The sequence below is a fragment of the Deinococcus sedimenti genome, from assembly GCF_014648135.1.
GTDB classification, from domain to species: domain Bacteria; phylum Deinococcota; class Deinococci; order Deinococcales; family Deinococcaceae; genus Deinococcus; species Deinococcus sedimenti.
On record NZ_BMQN01000011.1, the window covers coordinates 35,155 to 56,435 of the forward strand.

The window sequence follows — 21,281 nt, forward strand, 5'->3', positions numbered from 1 at the left end:
CCCTTACCCGATCGCGCGGCGCACCAGGTCCCGCAGGTTGGGCGGATACAGGACCGCGAAGGTGCCCTGGTGATCTGCCCAGACCCGCTCGAAATCTGGGTACGGCATGGTGACGTACCCCAGCAGTGGGTCCATGAGATAGACCACCTGGCGGGCGTCGTCGAATCCAGTGACGACGCGCCAGTGAGGAATCCGGCGCGTTGGAGTCACGTGCGTCTGCAGGGCGATCAGCGGCAGTCCGTTCCGGATCGCCGTACGGACTGTGTGCACGCTTCCTCCTCGGAACAGGCGGGCTTCCATTCCGACCTGTGGAGCGTAATCGACGATCGCGCGGGCGGTCATGTAGGAACGGGGTGTGGGGCGCGTCTGGGCCGAGACCGCTGCCTGGGTGGTTCGGAGGCCGTAATACGCCAGGACTTGTGTGATACTGGCCGGTCCGCAGGCGTTGTATGTTTGCCTGACAAGAGGGATGCCCTGCAGGACGTAGCCGGAGGGCTGCGCCTGAGCCAAGGCAGATGCGCCCAGTGTAATATGGGCCACCGTTGCCAACAGGAGTGCAGTTATGCGATTTGAACACTTCACACTTGAGAGTTTCAACGGTACAGGGGTGACCGAAATGGCTGGACGTGTCTTCACATTCTTGGATCCGAGGCCCATCGCGCCTGGTCGCGCGCGCATGCTGATGCCCGACCGAACAGTGAACACCGTAGACACCATTCCAGACTGGTACTGGAAGAGAGCGGAACGAGTCGTTGGCTTCGCCGATCTCATGTTGCGCGGAGACGTGTACGTCTACACGTACTTCACCTGCGAGGAAGCCGACGACGGAACGATGTTCGAAACGGCGTACGCCACACCAGAGGATTACAGCCGCTGGACGGTGATTGCGCGGGCGCGCACCATCCAGGAGGCCCAGGAAATCCAGGCCACCATCCGGGCCGCATGGTGGGAAGGACCAGCGCAGCACCGGTACCCTCCAGCAGACCGGGGCCTTCGCGTGCCTGCGCCTGGTTTTACGGTGCCGGTGCACCCACTGGATGAAGCTGGCTGATCAGCTCAGGATCTCGCTGACATAACTCGACCCGGGCCGCGTCTGCGGCGTCCGGGTCGACTCGTGACCACTGCGCCAGACGGTGCGCCAGCACCCGCCGGGCTTCCTCCCGCAGATCCGTCAGGGCTGGTGTCGGCTCGTGCCGGGCGTACACCGGGGCGCGATACAGCCGGAGCAGATCCTGGAATGGACACTCGCTGAGCGCATTCAGGTCACTGCGCAGGTGCCAGCCGGAGATGGTCAGCGTGCCACGTTCGGACCCGAGGGGTGCCGTGTGCCCCGTGGCTGCCTTGAACGCGGCTTTCAGTTTGTAGTGGTTCTGCTCCGGCTTCCCGCGGTAGCCGGGCGCGTACACGTCCTGCGCTGCTGAGACTGCCAGTTCACCCCGCTGGGCCAGCATGGTCATGGGCAGCAGCAGGACGGGTTGCAGCTCGAGTACTGTCCCATTCACGCGAATTTCTGGCATGGGCCGGAGTATGGACACTTCCAGGGTCTGCCGGTTGTCCAGCCCCGTCAGCAGTGGAGGAATCGTGACCTTCAACAGCTGCCCGTAACTGTTGATGACACCGGCGCCGAGCCGACGGTACAGGAAGTCCAGTTCGCTGGACAGCGTGATGTCAAGGGTCTGCGACCGGAGGGCGGCGACCACCAGGAGTGCTCGCAGTTCCAGGGGCAGCACCAACCGACTGCCGGATACCCGGCGATTGGGGTTGAGGAACGCCTGGTCGAGGTACGCCAGAGCCGTGTGGACGTCACGTTCATGACCAAGACGGTCGCGCAGGCGCTGGAGCCGGATGGACGTCGCGTCACCGACAGGAAGGACGGCAGTGGCGGCCAGGAGGATCAACGCTTCGCGCAGCGCGGGCTGATGATGCATCTCCTCTGCGAGCGACGCAGCCTGCGTGGCGTAGTGCGCGCAGGAGTCCGCATCACCATGTCTCAGGTACAGGCGCGCCCGAGTGACCGCCACCTGCAGGGCGGTATCCCGCTGAGCCGTGTCCATGGACACCGCCAGGGCGAGGAGCTCGGTCGCGGTGTCCAGATCGCCGTCATCCGCCCAGTACCGGGCCAGCTGGTGCAGGGCCGTCAGGACGTCCAGGCTGGGCGTCAGGACCTCAGCGGCCTCCCGGGCGAGGCGTGCGCTTTCACGGGCCGCCGGACGGGCATCCAGGACCGCGCAGGCCAGGGTGCGGGCGACGCGGGCCAGGACCATGGCGCTCCCCAGCTCTTCTGTCAGGTCTCCGGTCGCCAGGACGGTATAGGCGGCCTCATCGGCTTTCTGAGCGAACTCGCGGGCGGCGTCTCCTGTGAGCTGCTGGGCATGCTGTGCGTACACCAGGCCGAGCTGCGCGAGGAGGGTGTGTGGCGGAGCCTGGGTGGAGAAGGTGATGGCGGCCTGCAGGTGCTGGATGGCGAGCTCGTAGTTGCCGGTGCGGTACCGGAATTGTCCGATCAGCGCGTGTGTGCTGGCGGGGTCAGCGCCGGCACCGAGGGCTTGCTCGGCCATGCTGAGACCGCGGACCAGGGCGCCCGCTTCGAAGAGTGCCTGGGCGAACGCGACGTGCAGGGGTGAACCAGGTTCAGGTGAGGCGCGCTGGAAGAGAGGGAGGGCCGCCGACAGCTGTTCTGCACTCCGCAGGGTCGGCAGCATCCGCTCGAGGAGTGCGCGGGCCTCCGTCCCGGCGCCGCTGGCCAGGTACGCCTCGACGGCCGCCATGGGTTGGTGCGCCTCGAGTGCCCCAGCGATCGCCTGTTGCGCGCTGGCGTACTCCGATGGCCGGGCTCGCAGTTGCAGGCGCAGTTCGTCCCGCACGATGGGGTGCGGCACCCATGCGTCGTTGTCGAGGCGAGTACAGGGCACGCCGTACGTCAGGGCCGTCGCGAGCCACCCTTCCGTAAGGTTGAGGGCCGTGTTGACTGGATCAAAGGTGCGCCAGGTGGGCAGCAGGCTTGCGCGGCGAAGGGATGGAATGATGGTGTCAGGCACGGTCAGGAGGAGTTCCTGGGCGACCACGCGGGGATCGTCGCCCAGGGCAGCCAGGGAGACGGCGGCTGGCCAGCCCTGGGTCAGTTCCATCTGCGCGTCGGTCAGGCCGAGATCACGCATCTCGTTCGTGCTGAGGGCGAGCTCACGGTCGGTGATCAATTGGGTGGGCACATTGCGCAGGCGCAGGGTGCGGATGGGGAAGTCTTCTGGCGTGGTGCTGGCGACGATCCAGCGGATGTTAAAGAGTTGGGGGAGCAGGTTGCTGAAGAACCGACGGCCGTCGTTGTTCAGCGTTTCGGCGTCGTCGAGCAGGAGCGTGAGGGGGGCGTTCAGGTTCAGGTCATGTCGTAAGGCGGCCGCTGCCGCGCGCTCAGTGACGGTGCTGCGCGAGAGCTCGTACGCAAGTTGGTTGTTGGGGTTGGCGGGAAGGACGTGAGCGATGACCCGGGCGATGCTGACTGGGTCAGGGTCGGCGTCGCTTAACCGGATGTAGAGGTGGCCTGGATCGGTGCTGAGGGCGACCAGATGGGTCGATTTGCCGTACCCGTTTCCGGCCACGAGGGAGACGACGGTGGTCGCTGGGTTGCGGAGGTCGGTGAGGATGTGTGGGCGGTTTGGCATGGGTACGGCATCCTCTTGGCGGGGTGGACGGGCGTCATTGATCAAATATGTCTAGACATGGAAGCCCCAATCTCTCCAAGTCTGACTGAATTATGAGTGAAATTTGCCAAAAACGGGCATACTTCTCTCCAACTCTCATAAAACTTCTCTCCAAATTTCACTCATGATACTCTCAAACCCTCACAAGGCTCTCAATATCTCCAAGTCTGACTGAAAGATTAAGAAAATTTTGTTAAATATTTTATTCTGAGTGAAATATAAGAAAATTGAAACTGGAGAGATTAGGCGAAAAAACCGTCCCAAACAACGAAAAACGCATCGCTCTCTCCATCAGACTTGGAGAGAATTAATTTGACACGGTGCGCGCATGAGCCGCGTCCTCCACCACCTGAGCACAACCGGGAAGTGCATGACCACCATGCACATCCTCGCGGAGCTGCGCGCGGCTGCGCCCACCTGCAAAAATCACGTCCGCAGGGAATTAACACAGGGCCTGGCCGACGGCACGATCACCCGCGTGGCCGGCGTCTACTACGTCGTCACCGCCCAGATCAACGCCGCCCGGACCCAACACCTGCACCTCCTCGCCGAGGACCTCAAGCGCCACGGTCCCAGCGTCCGGCTGCCCATCATCAAACGCCTCGGTATCAGCGCCGCCTTTCTAGCCTGGCTGATCGAGCAACCACAGTCCATCGTGACGATCAGCCTGCACGGCAAACGCACCCTGATCCTGAGCGCCATACAGCCCGAGCAACCTGCGCCTGACGCCACCGAGCAGGATCTGCAGCGCATCCTTGACTACGTCAAAAATCTGAACGCGCGCCGGGACAGCATCACCCGCATGGTGACCGAGCTCAAGCTCGCCCGGTCCACCATCCTCCAGGCCGCCGAGCAGTTGGTCGAGCGAGGCTGCGCCGCCCTCCGCAGTGGCTCGTTGCTTGTGCTGGAGTACCTCCGTGACCTGCCGGCACCCCAGCCCGCGACCGCACCGATCGCCGAGCCCCTGGTCGCCGCCACCCGCCGCGCGCCCGTGCGCCCCGCACCCCGCACGCCGGTCCACCGGCCTCACCCTCGCGGTCCGCGTGCGCCGCAGGGTCACCCTCCGCGGGCCACCCGGCGCACCGGTCCGCCCGTGAGGGCAACCGGCCGCCCTGCTCCACCCACACGCGGCACACCGCTGGAGGTCACCTATGAGCGATTCACCCATCCCAAGTCCAACCCCCGTGCTGGCCCGCCCAGCCCAACCAGTCGCCGCACGACAGGTCGTGGAGCCGCAAATCGTGGAGCCGACCATCGGAGAACCGCAGGTGGCACCCGCGTTCACACCACCGCCCCCGCCACCCGCAGCTCCCCAGCCCACGGCACAGCTGCCCGCTCAGGGCCAGACGGCCGAGCCAGCCCCTCAAAAGCGGTCATACCGTCAGTTCGACGACATCTACATCACCCGGTTCGCGGGCATCCTCACCTACGTCCATGTACTCAAGGACGCGCGCCTGGACGCCACGATCGGTAACTACCACTCCCAACCACAGGACGACAACTGGGTCGTGCAAGCCCTGACCGAGGCCGCTCGTCTCAGCCGCACGCGCAGCACCATTCGTATTCACACCACCGAATCCGAAATCACCAGCGCCATCCGTGACCTGCGGAGCAAGAGCGACGAATACGGTGAACTGGCCCGCGCCCTGGCGAAATCCGGCAAGAGCTTCGTCCTCGCGCGCCCCGAGCGGGAATCCCCCATCTGGCGTGACCTGATGAAGCTCATGAAAGACGGGAAGATGCCCACCCCCAGTCCCCTCGTCACCTACGTCGTCCACACAGCCGCGATCACGGACTACGAACGGGTGTACACCGGCGTCGTCATGGTTGGCCTCGGCACCATCGTTGTCCACGCCACAGCTGCCACTGGTGACGATCTGATCGACGCGGAACTGAACATGATGGAATGGGTCCTCCAGGTCGGAGGCGGCGGCGGCCGCATCGACGTCCACCACTCCACAGATGGCGCGCGGCGAATCTGGGAACAAGCCGATCATCTCGCCAAGCAGGAAGGCACGCATGATCTGGGCCGCAGTGGGACCCGCCTGCGCTCCCTGGCCCGCGAGGCATTCCGCATCCGCACGCAGATCCAGGCAGCCCGGGCACCCAATCCACTCTTTGACCGCTTTGCCCGGTTCGCGGCCAGTACCTGCTGGGCAGACGGCAACATCCTCTGACATGCAGACCCTCGACCAGTACGCGCGAACGGGGCTGATTCCAGCCCCGGTACTGGCCAGCACGGCGGCAGAACTGAAGGATGGTGGCAGCGTCCTCAACGCCCTCCACCGGCACCTGGGCGCCCAGACCGACACCGTCTGGGCGCAGCTCGCCCAACGCAGCAACCGCACGTTTGTCCCTCACCCGGCCGCTGCTGGCCCGATCGACGCCCGCCTGCTGCCCCTCCACCTCGCCCTCGACCACCTGGTTCTCCCACGTGTCAGGGCCTTCACCACCATTCACCTGCTCAGCCCTGACCCGCTCGCCCGCGTGACGGACTTCGCGTCGCTGCGCGCCCACTTCAACCCGCTCGTGCCGGGCGGTCAGGCCACGCTCCGCATTGACCTGGCCCCGCCCGCGACCTTCCGGGAACTCTTCACGCTGGTCTACCCGGATGCGCGGGCGCACTGGCGGGACGTGGAGGACGCTGCCGCCCTGGCGGCGCTCCTGCCCAGGTCCGCCTGGGAGAACTACCGGCCCAACCCGGAGGAGGAAGCGGACGCGCGAGCTGCCATGCTCGGCTTGCCCTACATCGACCCCACGACGTATCCGCCGACCCCTGGCGTTCTGCGAGACCACCCGGTCGTCCCCTTCACCACCAGACGCCTGTACCCACACAGCACGGAGAACGGGCACCTTCTCGTGCTGGGCACCCTGATGCACAACGACGAGCTCCCCGCCCTGCAACACAAGGTTCAAACCCTTGAGGACGCACTCCTGCAACCCATGAAACTCTGCCTGACCAGCCCGCGGCAACTGGCCCGCCTGCTCAGAACCCTCAGCGAGGTACACCCCGCATGACCCCCACCCTCTCCAGCCAAGCCGCCCTGACGTTCCCCGAAGCGCTGCGCCCCCTGTTCGGTCGTCTCGTCCACGAAGCTGTCCGCAATGGCACGCTGCCCGCTGTGCCCGTGGCCAGCGCCGGTGAGCAGCAGGAATACCTGATGCTGCTCGACACCAACTCCCAGGTCTGGCTGAGCGATCTGGGCACCAAAATCCGGGCCCTCCTCAAGCCCAGCAACACGCCCATCCCGGCGAACATTGCGGTGCACATTGACGCGTCCCTCCTGGCGGCCATCATTGAGGCTCGCTCTCAGCCCCGTCCGGAGCGCACCCCAAAAGCGACCGCGCAAGAGCGCCAACCCGGGAAACCCACAGCCGTGACCTCGCGGAAAGAAGGTGCCAGGCAGGCCGTGAACGAGGGTCAGCCCACCAGCGAACCCCAAGTCGAAGCGAACGAGGTTCAACCGAGCACTGAACCCCAGGTCGAAGTGAACGATGGCAGCGCTGCTTGATGAAGCCCTCGCGTGCCTGGCACGGGGGTGCTCCATCCTCCCCGTGCACGCAGGCAACGACCGGGACAAGGATCCACACAGTGCCCTGTTGATTCGCACGGGTTACCACCGTCCTGACCCGGAGAACCCCGCCCGTCTCCGGGCCAGCTGGAAGCCCCTCCAGACCGCCGCACCCTCCGCAGAAGCCGTCACGGCGTGGTTCGCCAACACGCAGAACGTCGGGATGGCACTCGTGACCGGCCGCATCAGTGGCCGGATCGTCATTGACTTCGACGGTGACGAAGGCCGCGCGTACGCCCACTCGCTGGGTATCCGGCCGCACGTCCGCACGGGCGGCGGCTATCACTGGCACTTGCAGGCACCCGACTGGCGCGTCGGGAACCTGGTCGGGAAGTCCACCTACGGCGCGCCCGACTGCGTCGATGTCCGGGGCGACGGCGGGAACGCCATCCTGCCGCCGACCGTGACCCGCAAGGGGCCTTACGTGTACTTGCGGGACCCTGCGGACCTCGACACGCTCGACGACCTGCCCCTGACCCTGCGCGAAGCCCTTCGCCTGGTGCCGCCACTCCCAGCGCCACCACCAATGACCGGTCCTCTCCCCCGCGGCGACGACCGATACCCCAGCGGCCGCATCCTGGACTGGGCCCTCCAGAAAGTTCAGGACGGGACGCTCGGCGGCCGGAACGACACGGGGTATCACCTTGCGTGGGCGCTGTACAACAACGGGTACAGCCACGCGGAAGTGCTCCAGGTCGGCCAGACGTACGTCAGCCAGGTCGGCCATCAGCACCCGGATGGGCGGGGCGCGCCGTACACCCTGGATGAGTACCGCGCGAGCATGCGCACCGCGTACACCGCGCCGCGCGGTGAGCCATGGGGATACGGCACCACAGATGCCCGATCGACGCCACAGACCGCCACTCAAGCCCTGGAGGACGTGTACGCCCAGCTTCCACCCGAAGATCAAACGCGGGCGGCGCACCTTGTCGCGCGCGAGTGGGCGGCCACTGGACGGCCCATCGAGGACACCATCCGGTACCTGCGCTTGATTGGCCATGTCGCGGCCCCGAAGACCGCTCGCGCGGCCTACGTCGCACACGAGCGTCGTGAGGCCATGCCCGGGTCCTTGGACGCCTTCCTGCGCGCCCGGCGGGTGCGGTACGGGAGGAGCACTTGACGCGGGCGCTGGACTCTGCCAACAATGGCAGCACGAAATCCTGCAGGGTTCACCCCCTGCCCCCGTTGTCAAAACCCCACCGTTCCCGTTCGGGATTGCACGCACGTGCACGGTGGGGTTTTGCTTTGCCCGGAGGCTGCTGATGCGGCCTCCGGGCCCCACTGCAGCCTCCGGAAGGAGGCCACATGTTCGTACTCGAATACACCGTCGGCGGCACGTCCAAGTTCCAGTTCGTGGCCTGCCCCAGGAGTCTCAGAGCAGCTGTGAGAGCACAGGAGCACGGCAGCAGCCTCGCCCTGAGCGAACCCATCCGCACCGACCGACTCTACCTCTTCCCCGCCGTTCAGGCCCGCCTGAACCACCAGTAACCCTTGTGGGTCGCCTCGAGCGGCCCGGCACCGTCCAAAGCGTGCCGGGCTCCCCCGACCGCACTCGACTTCACCCGCGCAGCTGATCCCCCTTCTCACCGGAGGGCGGACAGCCCCCCCGGACCTGAAGTCCTCCGAATCGGAGGCAAGGAGTACACCATGGCACGAGGCATGAATCACGTTTTCCTGATCGGCGTTCTCGCTCGCGAAGCTGAACTGCGCTACACCCCCAGCGGCACCGCCGTCTTCGAAGCCACCATCGCCGGTGAAGATCACATCATCGGCAGTGACGGCCAGCCCCGCAAACTCCCCTGGTACCACCGCGTGTCTATCCTCGGCAAACCCGCCGAATGGCAGGCCGAACGCAACCTCAAGGCCGGCGACGCCGTGATGGTCGAAGGCAGCGTGGAGTACAGCCAGTGGGACGCTCCGGAAGGCGGCAAGCGCAGCATGGTCCGCGTCAAAGCCCAGCGCATGGAGCAGCTCGGGTACTCGCCGGAACTCATTCAGGATGCCGGAGGCGGTGTGCGAATGAGTGGCGGCATGAACGAGGTCATTCTGATCGGGAACGTCACTCGTGACCCCGAACTCCGCTACACCCCTGCCGGCGACGCTGTGCTTGGACTCGGCCTGGCCGTGAACGAGACATGGAATGACCGTCAGGGTCAGAAGCAGGAGAAGACCCACTGGATCGACGTCACGCTGTGGCGCGACCTTGCCGAACGCATGAAGGACCTCCGCAAAGGGGACCCCGTGCTCGTGCAGGGACGCCTCACCAACGAAGCGTGGACTGACCGCGACGGCAACAAGCGCAACACCACCAAGGTGGAAGCGTCCCGTGTCGAAGCGCTCGCCCGTGGCACCACTACACAGGGCAGCACGCCGACCCGCAGTGCCGCGCCCGCCCCCGCACGTCAGCCTGTCGCAGCCGGAGCCTCCCGCTCCAGCAGCCCGGCCCCGACGCGCCCCACCCCCACCCACTCAGGAGGACTCGACATCGATCAGGGACTGGATGATCACTTCCCGCCCGACGAGGACCTGCCTTTCTGAGTCACCCCGTTGAGATGCTGTACGCGCCGAGTTGACCTTGCGTCCTCGAACCGTACAACAACAGCCCTATCCGGCTGGATGATCCCCGATTGACCTTGCGTCTCGGGGATTTTCTCATGCAGAGGCAACGGCAGAAACGGTTCTGCATTCAGCAGCGATGTCCCTGAAGGAGTACCGCCTGCACGCTCTGATCACGTCTAGCGTTGACACATGATTCAGGGTCTCGACCACGTGCAAGTGAACGCCCCTCACGGACACGAGGAAGACGCCCGCGCGTTCTTCGGTGCTTTCCTGGGACTGGAAGAGCTGCAAAAGCCCGAGGCCTTGCGGGGGAATGGAGGCGTGTGGTTCGCACTGCCCGATGGCCGGCAGATCCATACCGGCGTGACAGCGGCGTTCGTACCCAGTGAGAAGGGACACGTCTGTCTGTTCTGCAACGACTTGGATGCGGTACTTGTTCGCGCTGAGCAGTTCGGGGTTGTCTGTAGCCTGGACACCCGTCTGCCCTTACGGCGGCTTTACTGCTCCGATCCCTGGGGAAACCGCACGGAAATTGTCGAGGGACGCCACACCCAATAGATGGGGCTTCGCCGTCAAAGGAAGCAGTGCATGACGTGCAGGCCGACGAGCCCGAGCCTCGGATGCTTGAACGCCTGAGGCACAGTCCCAATCACCTGAAAGCCAAGGGTCTGATACAGCCGCACCGCGGCAGTGTTGGATTCTACGACCGCATTGAACTGCATGGCAGCGAACCCCTGCTCACGAGCCCAGGTCAGCGCGTACTCGCTCAGTGCGCGCCCGACGCCCTGTCCGCGCGCCTCCCCAGCCACCATAAAGCTTGCCGTGGCGACGTGCGCTCCTGGACCAGGACGGTTTCGCCCCATATGCGCGGTGCCCAGGATTTCAGCACCTTCACAGGCGACGACAGTGTGGTACGGGGGTGGCTGAACCCAGACAGCGTGCGCCTGATCGGCTGACCAAGCAGGGTCATACGGAAAGGTGTCACCGGTGGTTACGACGTCCTGAAAGATTGACCAGACGGCGGGCCAATCGGCCTCGGTGTACTCGCGGATATGCACCTGAGTAGTGTATCCGCCTCCAATCAGTGGTCGATGCCCGAGTGTCAACCCAAGGATGCAGCATTTCCCGCTGTAGCGCGGCGCAGAAGGTGCTACAGTCATCTTAGTTTCTCCGCGAAGGTCACTTCGCCCCCGTTGTCGAAATCCTGCCGGCCCCCACGAGGGCACCCCCTTCACGGGGACCGGCAGGATTTCTCTTTTTTCGCTCAGGAGTGCGCCAGCAAGCAGTGTGCTGGCGCCCTCCCGGGCCCACACATTGACTGCTGGCGCACTTCGCCTTCACCGCCCACCCGTGGGCACAAGGAGTGCGTCATGCTTATCATCACCCGTCAGCAGTTCGCCGTTGCCGTCATCGCCCTCGCCCTGATGGCCGCCGTCATCCTGCTCGACCTGCCCGCCGGTTTCGGCGTGGCCACCCTCGCCGCCACGCTCCTGAGTGGCCTGATCGTCACCCTGCAAGGCTGGGAAGAGCACAGCAACCGCCTGACGCTCGTTCAGCGCAGCACGGACAACCTGAAGGATGGCCGCATGGTCATCCGCCTGCAGGCCGCTGGCCTCGCGCCCGTCACGCTGCACGTCGGCGACCTGATCGACACGATCAAGGACGCTCAACGCGAAGCGCGCTGGGACCGCATGCAGTCCAGGACCGTTCCCGTGAGCGGGTCCGTGCGTCTGATCATCCTTACGCAGGGCGACACCAGTGTCGTCAACTTCCGCCCCACCAGTGGGGTCGGCTACCGGGTCATCGTGCCCACCAACAAACTGCAGCTGCTGCTGCCCCGTTAAGTCCCGTCCACCCGATCCTTCCCGGCACGAACTGCGTGCCGGGGGACCCTACGGGTCACGGCGCTGCAGCTTCGGTCCGGACCTCCACCAGGAGTCTCCCATGACCATGAAACGTGAAATCTGGAGCCAGAAGCGTCACGTCACCGTGCAGGCCGTCCCGAACGTGCAAGGCGAGGACGTGTTCCTCGAAGTGCTGCGCCAGGTGAAACACGATTACGTCCGACTCACGGACGTCGAGACCTTACACCTCGCCGACATGGCGACCTCAGGAACCGCCGACCAGCAACTCTTTGCCCGCGACCAGCTCGCGCGCAACGCCGGTCCCCTGATCCTGGAAGTCGCGTACGAGTACAGCACCCGCTTTGGCGGCCTGCTCGAAGCGTACGATGGCGCCCTGCACCAGCTGAACAAGTTGCTGCCCAGGGTGACGGAAACCGCCGACGGGAAAACCCGCCGAACCGGTTGGAATCCCCATCAGAACGGATTCCGCTGGCTGGCCTGGGTGCAGTACAAACTGCCCGCAGAGATGCCCATGGCGGCCGAACGTCTGGTCGACGAGAAACGCGCCAGTGGCGCACCCGCTGCGATCGCCTCCGGGCGTTCCAGGCTCCTCGCCACGGTCGGCAACGACGGCGCCCTCTTCGACGAGTGGGTCCGCCTGGCCAAGACACCCCGCCCAGCGAGTCACCTCCCGAAAGGGCGTAAGAACCTCATCGTGAAAAAAGGCGGTCTGCGCCGCGTCACCGCAGCCTTCCTGGCCGCCGGTGTCAACGGGAAGACCACCCCCACGACAACCCTCCCGGAAGCCCGCACCAGCGTGCTGCCCCTGACTCCCGCGTGGATCGCCCGCGCTGTGCGAGCGAATGCCCGCGCCATCCTGGCCCGCCCGAAACTGAGCGAGTCGACGATGCGGCAGGCCCGCGCCCTGGCCACCGTCACGGAATTCTGGGTGAACCGGAACGCCAAAGCGCACCGCCTCGACGCTGTCACCGGCGAAGACGGCGACCAGCGCCTCGCGGACATCCTCACCGCTGAACCCGTGGCGCCCCAGCGCTATGAAGCCCCACTTCACCAGCTGGACCAGGTCCGCGCCCTGCGCGCCTACCAGCGGTTCGGCCCCATCCACGGTGCAGTCCTCACCCGCCTGCCGGTCCGGGAACTCCTTCCCGTGCACCGGAAGCGGCAGCAGGAACGTCAGGTGCGGGACCGGTTCGTTCAGTTCTGCGAGCAGGCCGGGATCACCGGCCAGGGACATGACGCCATCGCGGCGGCACGCCTCGCGCTCACCCTGACCGGCACCCCCTTGGATGCGCCCATGGATGATGTCCGTGAAGCGCTGCGTGGGGTGCAGGCTGCCCTTCGCGGCAGGACCGCCGTCTCCCGTCCGTCCCAGCTGGGCTCCGCCCTCCTGACCGCACTGATCGGTACCCCCCTCCAGCGTGCGTCCAAGGACGACGAAGCCGTCGCCGGTGCCCTGCACCGGGCCAACCCCACCCTCCTCTTCCGGTTCAACCTGGCGGCCGCCGTGCTCTATGGCCGGAAGCTGGATCGTCAGGGTAAGGCCGACCGGACCTTCGTGGCCGCCTGCGTGAAAGCCGGTGTGCGCATCAAACATGCGGAAGACGCACTTGATCAGCTCGCCCACGTGCCCATCACGACCCGCCGCGCCCAGCGCGTCCGGGTTCAGGGTGGGACCCGCTACGTCCGGCCCATGCAACTCGCGCTCGAAGCCTGTGCTCAGAGCGCCGACGCGCGGGCCCGTGACGCGCGACTGACCCTCCTCCGCCTGGAAGGCGAACTCGCTGCTGCTGAAGCTGCTGCGGACGTCGCCCCAGAAGCGGAATGGATCGCCGCCCTGGATCACGCCAAGGACATCCGGACCCGGTACCTGGCGGCGCATCGCGTCAGCGAAACGCTCACGAACTGCGCCGAAGCGCTCGAACAGAGCGGCACCGACCTGAACCTGGGCCGCGCACTCCTCGCCCTGGTCGATCAGGACAACATCCTCGACGATCACCTGGCCCTGCAGAACCCACTCGCGTGGTGGGCTGACGCCTGGTGGGCTTGCCCCACCGAGATGGACCGGGATGTGGTTGTGGTTCCCTTCTAACGTTCTTTCCCCATTGCGGTGGGGAGAGATCCCCCACCGCTCCCCTGGAGCACCCATGAATGACCGACTTGATCTGGCCCAGCTCGCCCCCCACGCCCCCAAGCGGAACGTCGCCGATTTCCTTCGCCGGACCATCGACCCTGACTTCCTCGAACGCTGCGTGGACAAGCAAGCCAGTGTGGCCGCCCAGCGTGCCGCTGCCCGCAAACGCGGCGATGACGTGACGATCACGGCGCCCCTGGCCGGCGTCCTGATAGGCACCAAACAGCAGTACCCCGCCCTATACGACGCGTTCTTCGCCCTTGTGAAGGCTGGGGTCATGGCGCGCCACCAACGCACCGCGATCACCGAAGGCATGCCGTTCGCTGGCGTGAAGTCCGGCGACCGCGTGGCCGTGACGGAACGCGACTTCATTGACCCCTTGACCGTGCACACCCGCGAGGGCGTGGACATCGACCTACGCGCCGAAAGCGCCCTGGTTCGTCTCTCCCGCTCATGGATGGAAGTGGACCGCGTGTTCAACGCGGAAACCGTCCTCTCCAGAGGCGAAGCGGGCGCGCTGGAAGCCACGCAATTCGCGCACAGTGAGTACCAGGTCCTCAGCGAGAGCCTCCTGACTGAGGTGCTCGACGTCGAAGGCCTGCTCATCCCCTGGGACGCCTCACCTCGTGACGCCCGGGTCCTCGCCGAAACCATCAATGACACGTACCTGCGCGCCCGCGTGCTGGCCGCGCTCGATCAGATGGACGGCGTGGATGACACCCACCGCGTCTACCTCCACAGCGAAGGGCAACCCGCCTTCCGCGTCCGGAAGACTGCGCCTGCCGAGAAGTGGAAGCCGTACACGCCCACCACTCCTCAGCGGACCGTCCCGGAACCCACCCCCCAGAAACGGCGCCCCAGCCGGACCACCACCGCGAAGAAACGTGTGGTCTCCGCCGCTGCACACGCCGACATGCTCACCCGCCTGAGCGCCCTCCGACAGGAACGGGACGCCATCTCCGAACTGATGGGCAGCGCGATCGAAGACGGAGACCTGCGTGAAAGTGCCGCCTACGATGAAGCCCGCACCCGCATGTTCGAAACAGACGCCGCGATCAGTCAACTCGAACGCGACCTGCTCGACGTGGAACCGGGCGACGTGGACAGTACCATCGGCCGGACCTTCGAGATCACCATCGCCGGTGTGCCGAAAACCGTCCGCCTCACCGACGGACACCCCCAGATTGGCGAGGTCAGCACAGCTGCCCCTCTCGGTCAGGCTCTGCTCCACGCCACCGCTGGACAGACGGTCACCGTCACCTCCACGCACCACCGCCTCGTGCCCACCACCAGCCGTCAGATCATGACCGCCGGAGCCATCACGCGCAAGCGCCACGTCCCAGACGGCGTGACCGCACCAGCCATCAACGACGTGCACACCCAGTACGCGTCCACACTCGTCACCTACAAGCGGGAACAACCCGTCCAGGTTGTGAACGTGATCCACATCCTCAGCATCACCTGAACCCTCAGCATCACCCCGTTGACTTCGACTGCCCGACTGGTTGACCTTGCGTCCCAGGCCTGCACGCGACCTGCGCTCACCCGCAGAAGATGCCCCCGATTGACCTTGTGTCTCGGGGGTTTCCTGTTTCGTCACCCCTACGTCACACACACTCGGGGCATGCGACGACTCAGCACCGTGCTGTTGCCCGCCGCCCTCCTGCTGTCTTCGTGCGGCACTGGGGCCTTCAGCAATCCGTTCATTCAGCCCATCGAGGTCACCCTGAATCCCAGTGCGGTGGCCCTCGCACCGGGCAGCTCCACCCGCGTGCAGGTGACCGGCAAGGTCAGTGGTACGGCCGACGCCGTCACCGGCCTGAACATCACGGCCCGCGAAGTCCCGGCCGAGTTGTCCGTCACCCCCAGCACGGGCGCCCTGACCGTCACGGTGAAGCCGGGATCAGCGCCGGGGACCTACAGCGTGCCGCTCGCCATCACCGCCACCGGCGGGAGCGGCACGGCTGTCCTGGCCGTGACGGTCACCCCCACGACCCGTACGCCGTACACCATCACCCCCATCACGTCCCTGACAGTGCAACCCGGCCAGCAGCGCCGGGTCTCCATCACACCGGACCGCGCTGGGGAACTCGCGACCGACGTGCGCATCACGGGCATCACGGGCGCACTGAACGTTACGCGGGACACCGACCCGCTCGGCTTCACGATCAGCGCGGCCGCTACTCAGACCGTCGGCACGTACGTCATGCAGATCACCACCACGGACGGAACCCAAACCCTGAACACGCCACTCACCGTGAACGTCGAGGAGAACAAATGAAAACGCGTCTGAAAATGGTCATCCTGGGAGCGTCACTGGCCTTCGGTTTCGCCTCCGCAGCTCCCGTGGAAGCCCCCCAGAACACGTACATGGGCGGCAGCATCACCCGCGAGTACCGCGCCAGTGATCTGAAGCAGGCGTACGGCATCCTCGATATCGCCATGGGCGAAATCTGGGTGCTCAATCTCCCTGACGACGTGGTCGACGTCATCACGTCCCGCGAGGGTGTCCTGCAGTTCTCCCAGCGCGGTCAGCGGGTGGTGATCGGGGCGACGGCCAGCACCGGCTCGTACCCCATCCTCGTGATGACCGCCGACAGCGTGTACTTCTTCCAGGCGCGCCTCTCGCCGTCGCGCGGTGGTGGCGTGCGGAACATCGTCGTTCGCGCTGACCAGGCGCCGGAACCTGAGCAGCAGATCCCCGGCTTCCCCACCCAGGCCGCCCCCACCACTCCGCTGCCTCAGACCAGCGTGCCGGTGGCCGTCCCTGCATCGCTGACCACCACGCGGGCACCCGCAAGTCCCCCTGCAGCGGCCGCACCCGTATCCCCGGCTCGGACCAGCGTGTCCACCTCCACGCCGACCAGGGCGGTCACGTCGCAGGTCACCCCACAACCCTCCGCCCCTCCTGTGCCTGTGCCCCTGCCGGCACGGGCGGACGTCGAGTTTCGCGCCCTGACCAACGGGCAGCAGACCAGGGTCTACTACCGGATCACCAACTCGGGGAGCGTCCCCGTCACGTTCGACGAACGGCGCCTCACCCTGAACGGCGTTCAAGGGCTGGGCTCGACTGACGCAACGATTCGCGTCAACCCAGGCGAAACGAAGTACGGGCAGGTCGACCTGACCACGGCCCCCACCAGCATCAACGCCCAGTGGCAGGGCAGCAGCATGGACGGGCAGGCGGCCGCCGAGGTCATGCGGACGGTCACGGTCGAGCGCCTGGGTGCCAGTTGAGTGAACCCATGAATCAGGACACGTCCGCCGAGGGTCTGGCGGACGTGTCCTCTCTCCTGCACGATCTGGCTATCGGAAGCCGCAGACTCGCGGAACTCGAAGGTCGCGTGGACGTGGGGACCCTGGTGCGGCAGGACCTCATCCGAATCGTGCATGGCGTCCTCGGTCCAGTGGTCACTCTGGGTACTGCGGGCCGGGCAGCGTGTCAGCTCTCCAACCCGAGGCCCATTTCCGCCAGCACGGCCACGGATGAAGTGGCGCTGCGTGAAGCGACCCTCATGGCCGTTGCGCGGGGGTATACCGTCGCGCTCGTTGGGTCGCGGTCACTCCGCCTGAACGATCAGGCTGGGCGAGAGCATGTGCTCTACATCCGCGTGTCGAGCGGCCCCCCGAGTACGGCTTGGGTGAAAACCCTCATCCGGCGGCACCGCAGTACACTCCGTCTGCACTCCAGCACGCTCATTCTGGTCGTCACGCGACCGGAGAACTACGACCGGCAAGTCCAGTACCAGCGTCACCTTCAGGTCTGGGCCCTCCAGTGATCGCACCTGTGCCGAGGCGACGAAAGAGCGTCTGAAAAACGTGCTGGCACAGGTGTCCCCAGAGCGATCATGCGTGCACGGTGGAGGTCGGAGGTGGGGCACTCATGACAAGAGCTGCGTACCCAAATGATCTGACCGACGCTGAGTGGCACGTGCTTTTCCTCTTCTTCCTCCAGAGTCCTCTGTTGGCCCTCCACGGAAGCGGTTGCTGCGAGAGATCCTAGACGGGATCTTTTACGTCCTGCGCGGAGGAATTGCTTGGCGAGTAATGCCGCTCCTGCACAGTCTCGAGCGGTTGCGGCACCGTCCAAGGCGGCTGAGCAGGTTCAGCTGGCGCTCCTGACGGTGGCCGCACAAGCAGAAGCAGACCCGTCGCGCGAGGTCAACGAGAGGCTTCAGCGTCCACCCTCATCCGCACGGACTACCGTCAGGTATGTCGCCCACTGCCTCCAACGATCTGCTCCCATTCCGCATGGTCGAGCATGCCAACTCCACCAGCCTGATCCTGACCACCTTCGATCAGGGGGCCGACGTGTTCGAAGCCTATGGGTATGACGCAGGCGGCTATGCATGGCAGGGGGTGGCTCAAACACTGATTCAGTTACGGGCGCCCCACTTGGCCTCTCAGGTGAAGTTTGATTCTGAATCCAGCATGTTTACCGCTTACGGCGCTGCTCCTGCTGCCTTGGTGGAACTGGCGCACCTGATGCGGGAAGCGATGACCACACGAGCTGTGCTCGAGAACGCGCTGAGCCAGGTGACGCCGGAACAAATGGATTAAGAGCTGACAGAGGCGGTGGGCCCTGTGCCGACGCCACCCGTAGCTGACACGAAGCCGCCCGCCTCTGACGTCACTGAGCTGCCGGGAGTCCACGAGAACTCACGGTCCAGGGCTGTGACTCGAGAAATCAGGGAGCAGCAGCACTTTGAGGCGCCGACCCTCCCCGGCTGCCGGTGCAGCCTCAGAACCGCGCACGCATGATCGCTCTGGGAACACCTGCGCCAACACGTTTTTCAGACGCACTTTATCGGGGAGGTGGTGGGGGTAAGCCGCAGGATACAGTCGGGTCAGGTGGAATCGGGCACCCGTTTCCGTCCACCCGCCAGGTTGACGATGTCGTGGGGGCACACGCCATCAACAGCACCGTCAGCAAGGCAAGAGCGTACGTTCGGTACCGCGCGGTTGGCGTTCACGCACCTGCGGATCACCCCTCAAGCAGGGGAGCGTCACCGTTCTGAGGATTCAGGCCCGATTGGTCCGTCCAATAATCGACTGTGATGACGTCCACGTGGGGGTAATCCGCCTTCATCCGGGCGGATCGGATCGCGCTGGGGGTCGCCCAGACCAGTCTGCTGTACGGTTCAAACTGACGCACCTTGCGGCGGATCGTGCGGCGGTCGTATCCCGCGTCGTACTCCATGGCGATTAGCTCTTCCCCGTCCTTCATGACGGCGTCCGGTCGGTGAAAACGGCCACCACGGTCAATCTTCCACTGCTCGGCACTCGCGGCCAACTGCCACCGCATGGCCGCCGTGCCTGCCGCGTGGGACAGGGAGCTGATCGGCGCGTCCCGCAGCCTGGAGTCCGAGGCCGCGCGAAACGTCACGTCCACCGTCCAGGAACTCTTCCGCATGGGCTGCACGGACAGGGTCAGCCCGGGGAAACGCGTGCCGTCCAGCCCCACCCTGGACAGCATCGCGTCGGTCAGCACGTCGTCAACCGCGAGGAGATCCGCAATCGCCTGACGCTCCCGGTTGGCCTGAGCCAGGCGGTCCAGGGGCGTCGGGCGAGAACGGGGCGGCGCTTGGATCACTGCGCACTCACGTCGATGCGGATGGCCAGCGGTTCTCCGGCTGCCAGCTGCCCCACAGACACAACCTGCGCTTTGGTATCCGGCACGACGAACGCCTGGGCCAGGTTGCCTCCCAGCGCGAGCCAGAAGTTCTGCGGGCGCTCCTGTGTCGTCACCAGACCAGAGGAGGAGTACGTGGTCGTTTTGGCTGCCTGCGACTGCACGAAGCTCTGAACGGCGGTCAGAATTCCGTTCAGCGCGGTCCTGGCCGCGTTCGGCGATGCCGTCCGGGCGCGGCCGCCAATGCCAGGTCCGTCTGACGACTCCGCGTAAGCCGTGACGGGGACCTGCGTGCCGGTCTGCGTGAGTACCGTAGTAAAGCTGAGGAGAATCCGCCCGCGCTCGTCGAGTGTGGCCGTGCCACGCCACATGGCCCCGTCATTCGAACGCGCCCAGACGGGATGTGTGACGCCGGGATACACAGCGACCGGCGTCGTCAAGGTCGCCTGCACCACGCTCCCCGGCAGCGCCACACTGCGGGCGTCGCCAGACGCCTGAGGTGCTGCGGAAGGCGTAGGGGCGGGTGAAGACGCAGGGGTTGCCGGGGTGGGTGCTTCGGCCTGCGCGGTGCGCGCCGAGCTCGTGGACACGAAGCCGCCTGTGGTGGCGGTCTGTGAAGCAGCCGTGCTGGCGCTGACCAGGGCACCAGACTGCGCGGGCGTAGCAGCAGCACTGGAAACGAGACCGCCCGTCGAGCTGGCAGATGGCCGCTCCGTAGCCGCGCGAGACACCAGTCCGGTCGCCTGGGGTGCAGCCGATGCCGCAGGCGTCGTGGAGGTCAAGGCCGCACGCGGCGCCGCTGGCGCAGGCGTCGTCGCCACGACCGCGGGACGAGTCTCCGGCTGGCTGGCTGCTCCTGCAGGTTGCTGCGAGATCAGGGCCTGTCGTTCGGCGGGTGCCGCAGCCGCAGCAGGGGTCGTACCGGTGAAGGCCGGCGTAGGGGTGACCGTCACTGGCGTGGCCTTGGCCGTCACGGGCACGGGTGCCGCCGTGATCGGCTGTGGGGTCACAACTGAGCCCCCGTACGGATCAGGGAGGCGCGTCGACGTGACGGGCACCGGCGTAGGGGTGACGGGCGCCGAGGTGACCGGCATGGGCGTCACGTCCGGGTACGCACTCTGCACGGGCGTGACCGGCTCGACTGGCGCTGGAGCAGCAGGCGTAGGGGTGACGGGTGTGGGCGAGATGGGTTCCGGTGCAGCCACAGGTGTGCTGCTCGGCGTGATCGGCTCAACAGGTGTGGGGGTGTCCTGGGTGCTCTGCGGCAGGCTACTGGTCGGCGCGGCCGCGACCGTAGGGGTGACGGCCTCCGACACGGCTTCCTCGCTCTTGGGTGCTGCGGACTTTTTCTCCGGCATGACGGCCGTGATCAGCACGGCCGCCAGCAGCAGTCCCCCGGCGCCCACCGCGAACGTGGCCGGACGCACCCGCCCCTTCCCGCGCGCACTTTTCCCCTGAGCCCGCTGGAATTGAGTGGTCAGGACGGTCATGGCGTTGCCCTTCTGACTCGCCTTCCCGAACAGTTCACGGGCTTCCTCAGCCTGCTCGTCGATCACGGCCTCATTGATCCGCCGGGCGAGCGTGGCGTCCTGGGCGGACACCTGCCCGAGGAAGGTTGAGAAGTCGGGGCTCTCTGGCTCGACCAACGTCAGGTCGGGATCCAGAGCATGGAGTTGACGTTCGATCTCAGCGCGCTGATCAGCGTGGTATGGCATGCCGTTAGCGTGCCTGTCCTCGGGGTGACGACACGCGCCCTGAAGTCTGCACGCGCATCCGGAATACACCCGACGGGGGGGTGCTTCCCTCGCGCGGGCGGTCACCCCT

21 protein-coding genes and 1 pseudogene are annotated in these 21,281 nt (G+C 65.9%); 16 read left to right on the forward strand and 6 right to left on the reverse strand.

All coding sequences use genetic code 11. The features are described 5' to 3' along the window. Positions 1 to 3: 3 nt before the first annotated feature. Complete coding sequence (locus IEY69_RS16105) at positions 4 to 678, reverse strand: C39 family peptidase (protein ID WP_308425469.1); 675 nt, start codon at positions 676 to 678, stop codon at positions 4 to 6. On the opposite strand from IEY69_RS16105, the gene IEY69_RS16110 reads away from it, so the two are divergent. Beyond that, the gene (locus IEY69_RS16110) at positions 563 to 1,051 is read left to right on the forward strand and encodes a hypothetical protein (protein WP_189074241.1); all 489 of its coding nucleotides are present in this window, start codon (positions 563 to 565) and stop codon (positions 1,049 to 1,051) included. The genes IEY69_RS16105 and IEY69_RS16110 overlap by 116 nt on opposite strands. Here the strand turns inward: IEY69_RS16110 and IEY69_RS16115 are convergent. Together IEY69_RS16115 and IEY69_RS16120 are read right to left on the reverse strand one after the other, a co-directional pair. Beyond that, on the reverse strand, positions 1,014 to 3,659 hold the full coding sequence (locus tag IEY69_RS16115; RefSeq protein ID WP_189074173.1) for a MalT transcriptional regulator family protein: 2,646 nt from the start codon (positions 3,657 to 3,659) through the stop codon (positions 1,014 to 1,016). The genes IEY69_RS16110 and IEY69_RS16115 overlap by 38 nt on opposite strands. A 661-nt stretch (positions 3,660 to 4,320) precedes the next feature. After that, positions 4,321 to 4,719 (reverse strand): hypothetical protein, encoded by a 399-nt coding sequence (locus IEY69_RS16120; RefSeq protein WP_189074174.1) that lies wholly within the window; start codon positions 4,717 to 4,719, stop codon positions 4,321 to 4,323. 130 nt (positions 4,720 to 4,849) lie between these two features. Between IEY69_RS16120 and IEY69_RS16125 the strand changes: the two genes are divergently transcribed. The 7 genes from IEY69_RS16125 to IEY69_RS16155 all read left to right on the forward strand — a co-directional run bounded on the left by IEY69_RS16125 (position 4,850) and on the right by IEY69_RS16155 (position 10,387). Continuing rightward, entirely contained in the window at positions 4,850 to 5,875 is a 1,026-nt protein-coding gene (locus IEY69_RS16125) for a hypothetical protein (protein ID WP_229784036.1), read from the forward strand. A gap of 1 nt (position 5,876) precedes the next feature. Beyond that, entirely contained in the window at positions 5,877 to 6,716 is an 840-nt protein-coding gene (locus IEY69_RS16130) for a hypothetical protein (RefSeq protein WP_058979474.1), read from the forward strand. Continuing rightward, a complete protein-coding gene (locus tag IEY69_RS16135) occupies positions 6,713 to 7,210 on the forward strand; it encodes a hypothetical protein (RefSeq protein ID WP_189074175.1) in 498 nt (165 codons plus the stop codon). Before IEY69_RS16130 ends, IEY69_RS16135 begins: the two co-directional genes overlap by 4 nt. Beyond that, complete coding sequence (locus IEY69_RS16140) at positions 7,194 to 8,390, forward strand: bifunctional DNA primase/polymerase (RefSeq protein ID WP_189074176.1); 1,197 nt, start codon at positions 7,194 to 7,196, stop codon at positions 8,388 to 8,390. The genes IEY69_RS16135 and IEY69_RS16140 overlap by 17 nt, the downstream gene beginning before the upstream one ends. Positions 8,391 to 8,575: 185 nt before the next feature. Further along, a complete protein-coding gene (locus IEY69_RS16145; RefSeq protein ID WP_189074177.1) occupies positions 8,576 to 8,758 on the forward strand; it encodes a hypothetical protein in 183 nt (60 codons plus the stop codon). Between the two features lie 171 nt (positions 8,759 to 8,929). Continuing rightward, positions 8,930 to 9,808 (forward strand): single-stranded DNA-binding protein, encoded by an 879-nt coding sequence (locus IEY69_RS16150; RefSeq protein ID WP_229784037.1) that lies wholly within the window; start codon positions 8,930 to 8,932, stop codon positions 9,806 to 9,808. A 210-nt stretch (positions 9,809 to 10,018) separates the two neighbouring features. Next, positions 10,019 to 10,387, forward strand: coding sequence for a VOC family protein (locus IEY69_RS16155; RefSeq protein ID WP_189074179.1), 369 nt, complete (start codon positions 10,019 to 10,021; stop codon positions 10,385 to 10,387). 14 nt (positions 10,388 to 10,401) lie between these two features. On the opposite strand, the gene IEY69_RS16160 is transcribed toward IEY69_RS16155, so the two are convergent. Next, a complete protein-coding gene (locus IEY69_RS16160) occupies positions 10,402 to 10,887 on the reverse strand; it encodes a GNAT family N-acetyltransferase (protein WP_189074180.1) in 486 nt (161 codons plus the stop codon). A gap of 312 nt (positions 10,888 to 11,199) precedes the next feature. Between IEY69_RS16160 and IEY69_RS16165 the strand changes: the two genes are divergently transcribed. From IEY69_RS16165 to IEY69_RS16200, 8 genes and pseudogenes are all read left to right on the forward strand, one after another. Continuing rightward, on the forward strand, positions 11,200 to 11,673 hold the full coding sequence (locus tag IEY69_RS16165; protein WP_189074181.1) for a hypothetical protein: 474 nt from the start codon (positions 11,200 to 11,202) through the stop codon (positions 11,671 to 11,673). Positions 11,674 to 11,773: 100 nt separating this feature from the next. After that, entirely contained in the window at positions 11,774 to 13,783 is a 2,010-nt protein-coding gene (locus IEY69_RS16170) for a hypothetical protein (RefSeq protein ID WP_189074182.1), read from the forward strand. A gap of 55 nt (positions 13,784 to 13,838) precedes the next feature. Beyond that, positions 13,839 to 15,290, forward strand: a complete 1,452-nt coding sequence (locus tag IEY69_RS21795; protein WP_229784038.1) for a GreA/GreB family elongation factor — start codon at positions 13,839 to 13,841, stop codon at positions 15,288 to 15,290. Positions 15,291 to 15,449: 159 nt separating this feature from the next. Continuing rightward, positions 15,450 to 16,106, forward strand: coding sequence for a putative Ig domain-containing protein (locus tag IEY69_RS16180; RefSeq protein ID WP_189074183.1), 657 nt, complete (start codon positions 15,450 to 15,452; stop codon positions 16,104 to 16,106). Beyond that, on the forward strand, positions 16,103 to 17,062 hold the full coding sequence (locus tag IEY69_RS16185; protein WP_189074184.1) for a hypothetical protein: 960 nt from the start codon (positions 16,103 to 16,105) through the stop codon (positions 17,060 to 17,062). The genes IEY69_RS16180 and IEY69_RS16185 overlap by 4 nt, the downstream gene beginning before the upstream one ends. An 8-nt stretch (positions 17,063 to 17,070) precedes the next feature. Further along, positions 17,071 to 17,604, forward strand: coding sequence for a hypothetical protein (locus IEY69_RS16190; protein ID WP_189074185.1), 534 nt, complete (start codon positions 17,071 to 17,073; stop codon positions 17,602 to 17,604). A gap of 104 nt (positions 17,605 to 17,708) precedes the next feature. Beyond that, positions 17,709 to 17,878 (forward strand): annotated as a pseudogene (locus IEY69_RS16195) (transposase); the annotation flags it as partial. Positions 17,879 to 18,037: 159 nt separating this feature from the next. Next, positions 18,038 to 18,385 (forward strand): Imm51 family immunity protein, encoded by a 348-nt coding sequence (locus IEY69_RS16200; protein WP_189074186.1) that lies wholly within the window; start codon positions 18,038 to 18,040, stop codon positions 18,383 to 18,385. Between the two features lie 424 nt (positions 18,386 to 18,809). Here the strand turns inward: IEY69_RS16200 and IEY69_RS16205 are convergent, their stop codons facing one another. Both IEY69_RS16205 and IEY69_RS16210 read right to left on the reverse strand, forming a co-directional pair. After that, positions 18,810 to 19,418: a hypothetical protein gene (locus IEY69_RS16205; RefSeq protein WP_189074187.1), complete on the reverse strand. Its 609-nt coding sequence runs from the start codon at positions 19,416 to 19,418 to the stop codon at positions 18,810 to 18,812. After that, positions 19,415 to 21,172 carry a hypothetical protein gene (locus IEY69_RS16210; protein WP_189074188.1) on the reverse strand — a complete coding sequence of 586 codons (1,758 nt, stop codon included), beginning with the start codon at positions 21,170 to 21,172 and terminating at the stop codon, positions 19,415 to 19,417. The genes IEY69_RS16205 and IEY69_RS16210 overlap by 4 nt, the downstream gene beginning before the upstream one ends. Positions 21,173 to 21,281: the final 109 nt, after the last annotated feature.

Bases quoted from the DNA above. Each gene is read 5' to 3' on its own strand.
- IEY69_RS16210 (WP_189074188.1), bottom strand. From the start codon at position 21,172: ATGCCATACCACGCTGATCAGCGCGCTGAGATCGAACGTCAACTCCAT.
- IEY69_RS16185 (WP_189074184.1), top strand. From the start codon at position 16,103: ATGAAAACGCGTCTGAAAATGGTCATCCTGGGAGCGTCACTGGCCTTC.
- IEY69_RS16180 (WP_189074183.1), top strand. From the start codon at position 15,450: ATGCGACGACTCAGCACCGTGCTGTTGCCCGCCGCCCTCCTGCTGTCT.
- IEY69_RS16115 (WP_189074173.1), bottom strand. From the start codon at position 3,659: ATGCCAAACCGCCCACACATCCTCACCGACCTCCGCAACCCAGCGACC.
- IEY69_RS16145 (WP_189074177.1), top strand. From the start codon at position 8,576: ATGTTCGTACTCGAATACACCGTCGGCGGCACGTCCAAGTTCCAGTTC.
- IEY69_RS16170 (WP_189074182.1), top strand. From the start codon at position 11,774: ATGACCATGAAACGTGAAATCTGGAGCCAGAAGCGTCACGTCACCGTG.
- IEY69_RS16165 (WP_189074181.1), top strand. From the start codon at position 11,200: ATGCTTATCATCACCCGTCAGCAGTTCGCCGTTGCCGTCATCGCCCTC.
- IEY69_RS16140 (WP_189074176.1), top strand. From the start codon at position 7,194: ATGGCAGCGCTGCTTGATGAAGCCCTCGCGTGCCTGGCACGGGGGTGC.
- IEY69_RS16135 (WP_189074175.1), top strand. From the start codon at position 6,713: ATGACCCCCACCCTCTCCAGCCAAGCCGCCCTGACGTTCCCCGAAGCG.
- IEY69_RS16125 (WP_229784036.1), top strand. From the start codon at position 4,850: ATGAGCGATTCACCCATCCCAAGTCCAACCCCCGTGCTGGCCCGCCCA.
- IEY69_RS16110 (WP_189074241.1), top strand. From the start codon at position 563: ATGCGATTTGAACACTTCACACTTGAGAGTTTCAACGGTACAGGGGTG.
- IEY69_RS16150 (WP_229784037.1), top strand. From the start codon at position 8,930: ATGAATCACGTTTTCCTGATCGGCGTTCTCGCTCGCGAAGCTGAACTG.
- IEY69_RS16200 (WP_189074186.1), top strand. From the start codon at position 18,038: ATGTCGCCCACTGCCTCCAACGATCTGCTCCCATTCCGCATGGTCGAG.
- IEY69_RS16155 (WP_189074179.1), top strand. From the start codon at position 10,019: ATGATTCAGGGTCTCGACCACGTGCAAGTGAACGCCCCTCACGGACAC.
- IEY69_RS16190 (WP_189074185.1), top strand. From the start codon at position 17,071: ATGAATCAGGACACGTCCGCCGAGGGTCTGGCGGACGTGTCCTCTCTC.
- IEY69_RS21795 (WP_229784038.1), top strand. From the start codon at position 13,839: ATGAATGACCGACTTGATCTGGCCCAGCTCGCCCCCCACGCCCCCAAG.
- IEY69_RS16130 (WP_058979474.1), top strand. From the start codon at position 5,877: ATGCAGACCCTCGACCAGTACGCGCGAACGGGGCTGATTCCAGCCCCG.
- IEY69_RS16105 (WP_308425469.1), bottom strand. From the start codon at position 678: ATGCGCGCGCGACCAGGCGCGATGGGCCTCGGATCCAAGAATGTGAAG.